This is a genomic window from Streptomyces sp. sk2.1, assembly GCF_008120935.1.
In the GTDB taxonomy this organism is placed as follows: Bacteria; Actinomycetota; Actinomycetes; order Streptomycetales; family Streptomycetaceae; genus Streptomyces.
Genome location: NZ_RDBO01000077.1, coordinates 63,277 through 74,003, shown reverse-complemented (window position 1 = coordinate 74,003; position 10,727 = coordinate 63,277). Strand labels below are relative to the sequence as shown.

The following is a 10,727-nucleotide window of genomic DNA, read 5'->3' as shown; positions in this document are numbered from 1 at the left end:
GGTACCGTCGCCGCCGGCCCCGCAGCCGACCCCGCCGTCGACCTGCGGGCCGGTGACCGCGCCCCCGACGCCCCCTGCCGCGACACGGCGACGGGCGAGCCGGTCCGCCTGTTCGAGGCGTTCGCCGGGCCGCACTTCACACTGCTGGGCTTCGGCCCGGACACGGCGGACGCGCTGCGGAGGGTGGCGGCGGAGTACGGCGACACGGTGCGGGCGTACGGGGTGGACGCGGGGGCCCCGCGCGACCTGACCGACGACGCGGGCCACGCCCGTACCGCGTACGGGATCGGGCCGGACACCGGCGCCCTCGTCCTGGTCCGCCCCGACAACCACGTGGGGCTGCTCGCCCCGGCGACGGGGAGCGGGGCGGTCGTGGACTACCTGGAACGACTGGTGGGGACGGCCGGCGCGGCGTGACCCCGTTCGGTGGGGCGCTCAAAAGGCGCCCCACCGAACGGGCTCCCGGCCCCCGCCTCCGGTCAGCGGAGCGCCCCGGCGATCTCGTCCATCACCCGCCGCCAGTGCGCGCGGCGCTCCTCGCGTTCCGCCGCGTCCGCCAGGTGCTCCTGGTGGAAGCGCAGGACCGACTTCGTGCCACCGGCGCCGGGCGCGGGCGAGACGGTGACCTGGACGGTCGTGGAGCCGTGGGTGAGCCTGATCCGGCTGCCGGGGCGGTGGCCGCGCAGCTCACCGGCCACCCCGTCGGCCGTGCGGTACGGCTCGCCCTTCTCCGTGGGCAGCCCGCYCGCCCCTTCGACCGGCCCGAGCCAGAGCCGTACGCCCTCCCGGCCCGTGAGGAAGTCCCAGACGGCCGCCGGGGGCAGGGGCAGGGTCCGCGAGACGCCGATCTCCCAGCCCGCGTCCTTCGTCAGTCCGGTGGGCATCATGGCTCCTTCGGAGTGTGCCGGGCGCGGTGCGCCCGTACCTTGTGGAGGTTTCCGCAGCGCTCCATCGCGCACCAGCGCCGCCTGCCCGGCCGCGAGGTGTCGACGAAGAGCAACTTGCAGCTGTCGGAGCCGCATTCGCGGACGCGGTCGGCGTACGGGCCGGTGAAGAGCTCCACCGCGTCCCGGGCGACCGTCGACAGCAGGGCGGCCCCGGTGGCGCCCGGGGCCCAGGCCGGGGCGCCGGTCGCGGGGTCGATGCGGGGGACGAGCGGCGGCCCGGCCGCCACGGCGTTCACCACGTCGAGATCGGACCGGGCGAGAGCGCGTCCGTGCGCCCGGTCGGCGGCCAGGCTCCACAGCGCGGCCCGCAACTCGTGCGCCCGCGCCAGCTCCTCCTCGCTCACCGACAGGGCCGGCCCGCCCTGCAGCCGGCTCTCGCCCGCCCAGCGCACCAGGTCGTCGGGGGTGTGCAGCACCTCGTACGCGGTGTACCGCGAGTGCCCCCCGGTGGGCAGCAGCTCCAGGCACAGGGCCCCGGGATCGAAGCGGTAGGGACGGCCCTCCGGCGTGTGAAGTACCAGCCCCGGAGCGTCCGTTGACGACTCACTCATGTAACCACTATAAACGGTTTCCATGACCCTGCACTGGAAAGTCGTCATCGACTCGACCGACCCGCACGCCCAGGCCGCCTTCTGGGGCGAGGCCCTCGGCCACCTCGTGGAGGACCACAGCGTCCTGATCGAGCGTCTGCTCGGCTTCGGCGCGGTCCCCGAGGACGTCACACTGATGACGAACGGCCGCCGCGCCTGGCGCGACCTCGCGGGGGTCCGGCACCCCGACGACCCGTACGACGAGGACAGCGGGGCGGGCCTCGGCCGGCGCCTCCTGTTCCAGCGCGTCCCGGAGGCCAAGACGACGAAGAACCGCCTCCACCTGGACGTGCACGCCGAGCCGGGACGGCGCGAGGCCGAGGTCGAGCGCCTGGTGGCCCTGGGCGCGACGGTGGTCCGCGAGGTCGCGGAGCAGGGCGGCACCTGGACGACGCTCACCGACCCGGAGGGCAACGAGTTCTGCGTGCAGTAGCCCCGCCCTGCGCCCGAACCGCGTCCGGCCGACCGGAGGCGGTCCGGGCGGGACGCCGACGAACGGGGCGGGCCCGTCGGCGGTTCTCAGACGGGCCAGGCCCGGTCCGGGGTGTCCAGCCAGACGGTCTGCCCTTTTGCCGTCACGGTGAGCCCGAACCGCTCGTGCCCGGGCCTCCCCTCGCCCTCCCACCAGTCATGGGCGGCCTCGGCCTCGTCCCAGAGCCGGCGGGGACCCGACTGCCAGACGCGGGCGGTGCCGCCGTCGCGGAACATCACGCACGCCCAGGAGCGGTCGGTGAGTCCGTAGAACCAGACGGGCCGCGCCCCGTCCCGCTTCTCCGCGACCACGTGGTGGCAGTGGGGCACCCGGAGACCGACCGCGAATCGCCGGGAACCGAACCGCTCCCCCAGGAACGCGTCCTCCGTGAGCCGGGTGGACGACGTGTCCCGGTCCTCCGGACCGCCCGTCACGTAGTCGCCGTGGACGACCGGGGAGAGCCGCTGGGCCCGGAGCTTCATGAACTCGACCGGTCCGGTGAAGGACCCGGACGCGCTCCTCCCGTCCGGGGCGACGACGAGCCGGGCCACGCAGTCGCCGTTGCCGTAGTGCGTCCCCCAGGGAACGACGATCAGCCCGCCCGGCCGGGTCTGCTCCACCCAGGCGAAGGGGATGCGGCGCGTCCCGGCGGTGACGACGACCCGGTCGTACGGGGCGCCCTCGGGGTGGCCTTCGTACCCGTCCCCGTGGACCACCCGCACCGCGGCCCCGAACCGGTCCAGCGCGGCCCGCGCCCGCCCGGCGACCGCCCCGTCCACTTCCACCGTGACGACGTTCTCCGCACCGGCCCGGTGGGCCAGCAGGGCGGCGTTCCACCCGGTCCCGGTGCCGATCTCCAGCACCCGGTGCCCGGGGCGCACGTCCAGGTCCCGGAGCATCCGGAACACCACGCTCGGCATGGATGCCGACGACGTGGACACCTGCCCGGGTTCACGCCCGGTGTGCCGCCCGTCGTCCCACTGGGTGACCACGGGCACGTCCGTGTCCGCGTACCGGTGCCAGATCTCCGGATCGTCCGCGCGGGACACGGCGACACTCGCCCCCGCGTCCATGTCGAAGGGCCACATCAGCTCGGGGAGGAACGCCGACCGGGGCACGGCCTCGAAGGAAGGCGCCCACTCCGGGAGAAGGGCCCCGCCCGACATGAGGGCGCGCCCCAGTCCGGTCCAACCCGAACGGCCCCGACACGCGTCGGCAGTCATGGGTGCCCCCTCACTTCTTGGGCGGGTTGGGGACGCCGGGGCCTCCGTCCGGAGTCGGCGGAAGAGGCGGTCCGGGCCACGGCTCACCCGGCAGCCCATCGCCCCCGTCGCCGCCATTGTTCTGAAGAATGCAGTCGGTCATGCCCAATTCCTTCCGGTTGTCGTCCAGTCGGTCGTGCTCGGCGAGGCGGTTGCGGGTCGGGCGGTTCGTTCGGGGTGCACGGAGAGGCTGTACGTGCAGTCGACGTCGGGGACGACGACGAGGAGCGGGTGGCCGCCCTTGAGGTGCGCGTGCGCGGCGCGCTGCCCGTTGCGGTCCCGGTACCAGGCGCGCAGCTCGGCGGAGTGATCGGGTCCGGGGGCATCCGGGAGGCGCATGGCGGGCCGCACCCAGGCGGAGCGGGCGGGGTCGGGGTCGAGCCGGTCCACGATCCACAACGCCTGCCCACCGAGCCAGCGCAGGGCGAGCACGGGCGAGATGGTCCGGAAGGTTCCGAGGACGTACCGCGCCGTCTGCCCGGTGCCGTACACGGGCCCTTCGGCGACGGCCTCGCACAGGTAACCGCCGGGCTGCCGGGGCTCGTTCACAGAATCCGCCCCGCGCTACGGGCATTGCACCGGGCGGTCTCGGCCCGCAGCCGCTCCATGGGCTCCGGAGCCCGCACCCTCGCCGGCTCCGCCTCCCACTCCGTACCACCGCAGACCGGCCGCAACGACCAGTACGGACCGGACACCCCCCGGAACTCGCCCACCCGGTTCCGGTGACCGGTGTCTACTAACAGCGCACCCACAGCGGGGGGTACCGGGCCTGTGCTCACTCGTCTACATCCTTTCCACCGCAAAATCCGGCTGCTCGCTCTAGGCAACCGCCTGATCACACCCAGCGGTACTGTTGGGAAGCGCGCAAGGATTAAGAGCGTTAAGCACTTAACGCAGTCGTGCGGGGGGAGTTGAACGACCTTGAGCACCAGCGAGCCGAACACAGGACTGGAACGGCTGTTTCGCGAGACCGGATGGACCCTCCGGCAGTGCGCGCAAGCAATCAACCGGATCGGAACCGAGCGCGGCACCCCGAAGCAGTACCGTGCGCCTTCCGTTCACCAATGGTTGAGCGGAAGCCTGCCGCGCGCAGATGCCCGTCCGCTGATTCTGGAAGCGCTCGCCCGGAGGCTCGGGCGGCCTGTCACGTATACAGAAGTCGGCTTCCCAGCTCCCGAGAACGAGACGAAGGCAACCTCCTCCGACGCGGTTGATGGGATCATTGGCCTCGGGAGGCTGGACATGGATCCTTCCCGTCGCAGCGTGCTCGGTGTCGCCCTGTTCTCCGTCGCGCTGACCGTCCCCGACTGGCCGGACGTGGTGGGGCGCATGGAGGCCGTGCAAGAAGGCACCCGGACCCGCATCGGCATGTCCGACGTGCACACGGTGTCGGCCATGACGGAACAGCTCTCGTCGATGGACGATCAGTTCGGGGGCCGGACCGCCCGTCCCCTCGCTGCGGCCTTCCTGGTGAACACCGTTGCTCCGTTCCTCAGGACCGACGGCCCCGAGTCCGTGCGCAGAGCCATGATGTCCGCCGCCTCCGACCTCTGCTACCTCACCGGGTACATGGCGGTCGACGAGGGCCTGCACGGGCTCGCCCAGCGTTACTACCTGAAGGCGCTGGAGCTCGCCGGAGCGTCGGAGGACCACCTGACGTACTGCACCACGCTCCGGGGCATGAGCGTGCAGGCGGTGGATCTGGGGCAGGGGCCGATCGCCATGCGGCTCGCGGATGCCGCTGCGGCCTCCGCTCCCCAGGCCGGACCGCGCATGCGTGCCTTTCTCGTCGGCCAGCAGGCGCACGCGGCCGCACAGATCGGTGACCGTCGTTCCGCGCTCATGCATTTGCAGGAGGCCGAGACCGCCATGGACAAGGCGGAGTCCCGCGGGAAGACGTTCGGCTCGTACGACCCCGCGTCGCTCAACTACCACACCAGCCAGGTGCGGTTCGAAATGGGCGATGCGCACGGCGCCGTTGCCGCCATGCAGGAGTCGGACCGGCTTCGGCACGGCGTCTACCGGCGCACCCGCGTCAAGGAACGGGCGATCCTCGCCGAGCGGCAGCTCGCCGTGGGGCATCTCGAAGCCGCGTGCCGGACCTGGGGGCTCGCGCTGGACGACTACCCGCTGGTCGACTCCGGGCGCATCGACAAGCGGATGACGGACATGTTCAACCTCATCCGCCCCCACATCCGGAACCACGAAGCCCAGCAGCTGTACGAACGTGCGCGGGCGACCGTTCGCCCCGAACTCGTCCCGGCATGACAAGCCCCCCGGCAAACGGCAGACAGCGGGCGGCAGTTCGGCCGCTGCTCGAACGACGTCAGCGGTCGAGAACGGGCAGGTCCTCGTCGCACAGGCCGGTTCGGCAGCACACGGGCAGCCAGTCGGCCGCGACCTCCCGGACGCGTTGCAGGCGCGCCCTGTCGGGCTCCACCACCGTGAGGATCTCGAACGCGGCGCCGACGGTCCCGGGGAACCGGTTCGACATCACCTCTCCGTAGAGCAGCCAGAGGCCCTGCCGGGCGAGGCCCCGGCACAGTTCCGGAAGGTCGAGGCCCCGCCGGGCGGATTCCCCGTCCGTGCCCTCGCCCGCCACCAGGCACTGCAGGAGGTCGAGGTACCGCTCCCGGGCCGCCGGCGGGACATCGTCCGCGAGGGCGGCCAGGGCGACGGACGCCACCGCGGGGGCCGGTTCCCAGAGGACCGCCGCGGACCAGACGTGCTCTTCGAGGCCGAAGTGGCCCGGTTCCTGCCCGGGGTCCCCGTCTGCGAGCCGCAGCAGGTCCCGGGCCAGGTGCTGCGCCGAGCCGCCGCATCCGCACAGCATGCCGCCCCAGTCGTGCCGGGCGATCTCCAACTCGACAAGTCGCATGGCGCCCGTACCTCAGGCGGTCATGTCCGTCGATGACGCGGCGGCGGGCGGGATGGGGGTGGCCTGGTGGTAGTACATCTGCCACGTCCCGGCCGCACCCTGCTTGCGCCAGAGCGAACTGCGCCGCGCCCGGTCCCCGTCCAGCGTGGTCTCGTAGGTGAGGTGCACCAGCCCGGGGGCCAGCAGGACACCGGTGAACTCCGAGGGCTCGTAGCGCAGCCCGCTTTCCGTCGTACCGTCCATCTCGGGCAGCGCGGCGATCATCTCGTCGTACGTCCACCGCCGCCCCGAAGCACCGACCTCCACGAAGTCCGGGTCCAGCAGCTGTCGGGCGAGCGCGCGCGACATGCGCACGTCGGGGTCCATGAGGCGCAGCTCGCCCTCGATCGCTTCGCTTACCTCATCCGTTTCTCGGCTCATGTGGGCATCCTCGCCCGGGTGACCGGGTCCGCCGCAACCGGGTTACGGGGCAGAGGCCGCGACGGGCCGGTCGGCCGGCATCCCGATCAACCCCCTGCGGGGCTCGCGGAGTCGGCCGCCCGGTCGAGGCGTGCCATCTCCTCCTCCGAGAGCCGCAGCGCGCCGGCCGCCACGTTCTGGGAGAGGTGGTCCGGATCGCCGGTGCCCGGGATCGCCAGGACGTGCGGGCCCTGGTGCAGGGTCCAGGCCAGCCGGATCTGTGCGGGGGTCGCATCGTGCGCGCGGGCGACGGAGCGTACCTCCTCGTCGGTGTCGGGGGCCGGGCCCGCCTCGCGGCCGGAACCGGCGATCGCGAAGAACGGGACGAAGGCGATGCCGAGTTCGCCGCAGCGCCGCAGGAGCGCCCGGTCCTCGCTCGCCGCGCCGATCCCGTACGGGTTCTGCACGCAGACGACCGGGGCGATGGCCCGGGCCTCGGTCAGTTGCGCGGACGTGACGTTGGATATGCCGAGGTGGCGGATCAGCCCGGCCTCGCGCAACTCGGCCAGCGCCCCGAAGTGCTCGCCGATCGATCCGTTCCGCCGGCTCGGCGGCACGCGCAGGTTCACCACGTCCAGGTGGTCGCGGCCGAGCTGGCGGAGGTTCTCCTCGACCTGGCCGCGCAACTGCTCCGGGTCGGCCCACCACCACGCGCCCGAGGGGTCGCGGGCCGGCCAGACCTTGGTGGTGATGACCAGGTCGTCCGGGTACGGCGCCAGCGCCCGGTTGATCAGTTCGTTGGCGGAGCGCGTCGCGGAGAAGTAGAACGCGGCGGTGTCGATGTGGTTCACGCCGAGTTCGACCGCCCGCCGGAGCACGGCGATCGACTGCTCGCGGTCGCGCGGCACACCGCCGTCGAAGGGCTCGGTACCGGTCAGGCGCATCGCGCCGAATCCGACGCGGTTGACCGTCAGGTCGCCGAGTCGCCAAGTCCCGGGGTCTGCTGGGGTGTTTGTCCGTGTGCTCATGGCATGGCTCTTCTCTTGCGGGTCGGGAAACGAGGAACCGGCGGGTGGGTGCAGCGGGTTCGGGCCGCTCGGCAGGTGTCTCGCGACAGGCCCCCACCGGTGCCGGGGCAGGGCCCGGGCATGAAAAAAGCCTCCCCGGCGGATCGGAATCCGCGCCGAGAAGGCTCATCTACTGGTCGGCATTCTAACAGGTGTTCGACCCTCTCCCCCGGGCCGCACCCCCGGCCGAAGCCGGGGGCGCGGCAGGGCTTTTGGCCGCGGGCGCGTGCCCCGTACGCCCGGCCCCCCCTCGCTTCACCGGAGCGGGGCGTACGGGTCACGAATCCGGTGGCCCGGTTGCCGGCAGCACCCTCCGGCCCCGGTCGCGGCCCCGCGCGGGTGTGCCCAGGTCGGTCACGAGCCGCAGCAGCCGCCCGCCGGGTCCTGCTCGGCAGCCGCCCCGGCCGCGGCGGGGGCTGCGGGGGCGGCGAGCTGGACGAGCTGCGGCGCGGGCGCACAGCAGCCGCCGTCGGCCTGCTGGGGGTCGGGGGCGTCGAAGAGACCGGCGCCGCCGCAGACTCCGGTCTCGGGCAGGGTGAGTTCCACGCGGTCGGCGGACTCGATGTCGCCGGCGATGGCGGCGGCGACGGAGCGGACCTGCTCGTAGCCGGTCATGGCGAGGAAGGTCGGGGCGCGGCCGTAGGACTTCATGCCGACCAGGTACACCCCGGGCTCGGGGTGGGAGAGTTCGCGGTGGCCGTGCGGGTAGACGGTGCCGCAGGAGTGCTGGTTGGGGTCGATCAGCGGAGCCAGGGCGACGGGGGCCTGGAGGCGTTCGTCGAGGCCCAGGCGCAGCTCGCCGAGGAAGGACAGGTCGGGGCGGAAGCCGGTCAGCACGATCACCTCGTCGACCGGGTCCAGGCGGCGCCCGTCCTCGCCGACCAGAACGAGGCGGCCGTCGGCGTCGGGCTCGATCGCCTCGGTGCGGAAGCCGGTGACCGCGTCCGCGTGACCGGCGTCGACGGCGGCCTTCGCCGCCAGGCCCAGGGCTCCGCGGGCGGGGAGCTGGTCGGCTTCGCCGCCGCCGAAGGTGGAGCCGGAGATGCCCCGGCGCAGGATCCACACGCCCTTCGTTCCCGCGCCGTCGTCGGACTCGGCGAGGTCGGCGAGAAGGGCGAGAGCGGTGAAGGCGGAGGCGCCGGAGCCGATGACGGCGGTGCGCCCGCCCGCGTACCGGGCGCGCACGGCCGGGTCCTTCAGGTCCGGGACGCGGTAGGCGATCCGGTGCGCGGCGACCTTCTCGCCGAGCGCGGGCAGTCCGCTGCCGCCCGCCGGGCCCGGCGTGGCCCAGGTGCCGGAGGCGTCGACGACCGCGCGGGCGAAGAGGCGCTCCTCACGGCCGTCGGCGTGGGTGAGGTGCACGACGAACGGCTGCCGCTCACGGTCGGCGTCCACGATCCGGTCCCGGCCGGTCCGGGAGACACCGGTGACGGTGACGCCGGTGCGGACGCGGTCGCCGAGGACGTCGGCGAGCGGCTGCAGGTAGAGGTCGGCCCAGTCGCCGCCGGAGGGGTAGGCGGCCGGGTCGGGGCGCGTCCAGCCGGTGGGGGCCAGGAGCTTCTCGGCGGCGGGGTCGACGACCTCGCCCCAGGTGGAGAACAGGCGCACGTGCGACCACTCGCGCACCGCGGCGCCGGCCGCCCGGCCCGCCTCCAGGACCAGGGGCTCGACACCCTGGTCGAGCAGATGGGCGGCGGCGGCCAGGCCGACGGGTCCGGCCCCGATCACGACGACGGGCAGCTCGGTGGCAGTGGGCGCGTTCACGGCGACTCCTCGCTTGTTTCGACATCTGTCGATGACTTGCGCGACCCAGAATGGCATCTGCATCGATGAGCGTCAACATAGACATTCATCGAAATCAGGTGTTCGCCGATGGGCGCGTCTGCGGCACCGCCATCGCCGGCGCTCTCGACGCCACCGGGGCGCCGGGCTCGCGCCCGTCGGGCCCGAGCGGCGGCGCGGCCCCTCACCGAACCCGCCACGCGGCGCGGGCCGGTGCGCAGACCGTGTCGCCCGACGCCCGGCACCCGGCCGCCCGTCTCGCGCGCCGATGACGTACCCCCCTCCCGCTGGTTCGACATGTGTCAACATAGATGCATGTCGAATGCGAAGGTGCTGCCGCTGCTCGAACCCGCCGACGGCCGGAGCGTGACGCCGTGCTGCCCGCCGCTGGCCGAACGCCCGATGACCGCGGAAGAAGCCGGGACGGCCGCGCGGATGTTCAAGGCACTGGGCGACCCGGTCCGGCTGCGGCTGTTCTCCGCCGTGGCCTCGCACGAGGGCGGCGAGGCATGCGTGTGCGACATCTCCGACGTCGGCGTCTCCCAGCCGACCGTCTCCCACCACCTGAAGAAGCTGAAGGAGGCCGGGCTGCTCACCTCCGAGCGGCGCGGCACCTGGGTGTACTACCGCGTCGAGCCCTCGGTGCTCGCCGCGATGGGCAAGCTGCTGGCTCCGCCGACCGCGGTCCGACGGTCGTCGGGGAAGGGGGAGAAGCGTTGAGCGGAGCATCGGGCGCGGTGGTCGTGCCGCTGACGGCGGAGCACGCCGAGCAGGTGCTGGCCATCTACCGGGCGGGCATCGACGAGGGCGACGCCACCTTCGAGACCGGCCCGCCGACCTGGGAGGAGTTCGACGCCGCGAAGCTGCCCGGACACCGCTTCGCCGCCCTCGACGAGGCGGGGGCGGTGCTCGGCTGGGTGGCCGCGAGCCGGGTCTCGGACCGGTGCGCGTACGCGGGTGTGGTCGAGCACTCCGTCTACGTCCACCCCGCCGCCCGCGGCCGGGGCGTCGCCTCCGCCCTGCTCGGGGCCCTGGTCGACTCCACCGAACGGGCCGGGATCTGGACCGTCCAGTCGGGGATCTTCCCCGAGAACACCGCCAGCCTCGCCGTTCATCGGCGCGCCGGCTTCCGGGTCATCGGCACGCGCGAGCGGATCGGACGCCACCGCGACGTCTGGCGCGACGTGGTCCTCGTCGAGCGCCGCAGCCCCGCCGTCACCTGACCGTCAGTCCCGCCCGGCGGTCGCGCGGGCGGCGTCACGGGCCGGGCGGCGCAGGTGGTGGTGGCCGGCGGCGAGACCTGCCCGGCCGCCGCCGACCACCACCACGT

At 73.4% G+C, this 10,727-nt stretch carries 13 protein-coding genes and 1 pseudogene; 5 read left to right on the top strand and 9 right to left on the bottom strand.

Annotation, left to right across the window (positions count from 1 at the left end):
- Positions 1 to 417: pseudogene (locus tag EAO76_RS44840) on the top strand (monooxygenase); the annotation flags it as partial.
- Between the two features lie 62 nt (positions 418 to 479).
- On the opposite strand, the gene EAO76_RS27595 reads toward EAO76_RS44840, so the two are convergent.
- Positions 480 to 884 (bottom strand): SRPBCC domain-containing protein, encoded by a 405-nt coding sequence (locus tag EAO76_RS27595; protein ID WP_148838656.1) that lies wholly within the window; start codon positions 882 to 884, stop codon positions 480 to 482.
- On the bottom strand, positions 884 to 1,498 hold the full coding sequence (locus tag EAO76_RS27590; protein WP_262375792.1) for a CGNR zinc finger domain-containing protein: 615 nt from the start codon (positions 1,496 to 1,498) through the stop codon (positions 884 to 886). The genes EAO76_RS27595 and EAO76_RS27590 overlap by 1 nt, the downstream gene beginning before the upstream one ends.
- Before the next feature lie 22 nt (positions 1,499 to 1,520).
- Here EAO76_RS27590 and EAO76_RS27585 point away from each other — a divergent pair, with 22 nt between their 5' ends.
- Entirely contained in the window at positions 1,521 to 1,970 is a 450-nt protein-coding gene (locus EAO76_RS27585; protein ID WP_148838654.1) for a VOC family protein, read from the top strand.
- 86 nt (positions 1,971 to 2,056) lie between these two features.
- On the opposite strand, the gene EAO76_RS27580 is transcribed toward EAO76_RS27585, so the two are convergent.
- The 3 genes from EAO76_RS27580 to EAO76_RS46665 all read right to left on the bottom strand — a co-directional run bounded on the left by EAO76_RS27580 (position 2,057) and on the right by EAO76_RS46665 (position 4,077).
- Complete coding sequence (locus EAO76_RS27580; protein WP_148838653.1) at positions 2,057 to 3,232, bottom strand: methyltransferase domain-containing protein; 1,176 nt, start codon at positions 3,230 to 3,232, stop codon at positions 2,057 to 2,059.
- Positions 3,233 to 3,370: 138 nt separating this feature from the next.
- A complete protein-coding gene (locus EAO76_RS27575) occupies positions 3,371 to 3,820 on the bottom strand; it encodes a hypothetical protein (protein WP_148838652.1) in 450 nt (149 codons plus the stop codon).
- On the bottom strand, positions 3,817 to 4,077 hold the full coding sequence (locus tag EAO76_RS46665) for a hypothetical protein (protein ID WP_148840339.1): 261 nt from the start codon (positions 4,075 to 4,077) through the stop codon (positions 3,817 to 3,819). Before EAO76_RS46665 ends, EAO76_RS27575 begins: the two co-directional genes overlap by 4 nt.
- Before the next feature lie 115 nt (positions 4,078 to 4,192).
- On the opposite strand from EAO76_RS46665, the gene EAO76_RS27565 reads away from it, so the two are divergent.
- Positions 4,193 to 5,539: a tetratricopeptide repeat protein gene (locus tag EAO76_RS27565; protein ID WP_148838651.1), complete on the top strand. Its 1,347-nt coding sequence runs from the start codon at positions 4,193 to 4,195 to the stop codon at positions 5,537 to 5,539.
- A gap of 58 nt (positions 5,540 to 5,597) precedes the next feature.
- Here EAO76_RS27565 and EAO76_RS27560 read toward each other — a convergent pair whose 3' ends face one another.
- From EAO76_RS27560 to EAO76_RS27545, 4 genes are all read right to left on the bottom strand, one after another.
- Positions 5,598 to 6,149 (bottom strand): hypothetical protein, encoded by a 552-nt coding sequence (locus EAO76_RS27560; RefSeq protein ID WP_148838650.1) that lies wholly within the window; start codon positions 6,147 to 6,149, stop codon positions 5,598 to 5,600.
- Positions 6,150 to 6,161: 12 nt separating this feature from the next.
- The gene (locus EAO76_RS27555) at positions 6,162 to 6,569 is read right to left on the bottom strand and encodes a DUF4440 domain-containing protein (protein ID WP_148838649.1); all 408 of its coding nucleotides are present in this window, start codon (positions 6,567 to 6,569) and stop codon (positions 6,162 to 6,164) included.
- An 86-nt stretch (positions 6,570 to 6,655) separates the two neighbouring features.
- Positions 6,656 to 7,576, bottom strand: coding sequence for an oxidoreductase (locus EAO76_RS27550; RefSeq protein WP_148838648.1), 921 nt, complete (start codon positions 7,574 to 7,576; stop codon positions 6,656 to 6,658).
- A 393-nt stretch (positions 7,577 to 7,969) separates the two neighbouring features.
- Positions 7,970 to 9,379 (bottom strand): NAD(P)-binding domain-containing protein, encoded by a 1,410-nt coding sequence (locus EAO76_RS27545; protein ID WP_148838647.1) that lies wholly within the window; start codon positions 9,377 to 9,379, stop codon positions 7,970 to 7,972.
- Positions 9,380 to 9,712: 333 nt separating this feature from the next.
- On the opposite strand from EAO76_RS27545, the gene EAO76_RS27540 reads away from it, so the two are divergent.
- Both EAO76_RS27540 and EAO76_RS27535 read left to right on the top strand, forming a co-directional pair.
- Positions 9,713 to 10,117, top strand: coding sequence for a helix-turn-helix transcriptional regulator (locus EAO76_RS27540; protein WP_148838646.1), 405 nt, complete (start codon positions 9,713 to 9,715; stop codon positions 10,115 to 10,117).
- The gene (locus EAO76_RS27535) at positions 10,114 to 10,620 is read left to right on the top strand and encodes a GNAT family N-acetyltransferase (protein WP_148838645.1); all 507 of its coding nucleotides are present in this window, start codon (positions 10,114 to 10,116) and stop codon (positions 10,618 to 10,620) included. Before EAO76_RS27540 ends, EAO76_RS27535 begins: the two co-directional genes overlap by 4 nt.
- Positions 10,621 to 10,727 lie beyond the last annotated feature (107 nt).

Excerpts from the sequence above, each read along its gene's own strand:
- EAO76_RS27550 (WP_148838648.1), bottom strand. The coding sequence starts at position 7,576 with ATGAGCACACGGACAAACACCCCAGCAGACCCCGGGACTTGGCGACTC.
- EAO76_RS27580 (WP_148838653.1), bottom strand. The coding sequence starts at position 3,232 with ATGACTGCCGACGCGTGTCGGGGCCGTTCGGGTTGGACCGGACTGGGG.
- EAO76_RS27540 (WP_148838646.1), top strand. The coding sequence starts at position 9,713 with ATGTCGAATGCGAAGGTGCTGCCGCTGCTCGAACCCGCCGACGGCCGG.
- EAO76_RS27560 (WP_148838650.1), bottom strand. The coding sequence starts at position 6,149 with ATGCGACTTGTCGAGTTGGAGATCGCCCGGCACGACTGGGGCGGCATG.
- EAO76_RS27585 (WP_148838654.1), top strand. The coding sequence starts at position 1,521 with ATGACCCTGCACTGGAAAGTCGTCATCGACTCGACCGACCCGCACGCC.
- EAO76_RS27590 (WP_262375792.1), bottom strand. The coding sequence starts at position 1,498 with ATGAGTGAGTCGTCAACGGACGCTCCGGGGCTGGTACTTCACACGCCG.
- EAO76_RS27555 (WP_148838649.1), bottom strand. The coding sequence starts at position 6,569 with ATGAGCCGAGAAACGGATGAGGTAAGCGAAGCGATCGAGGGCGAGCTG.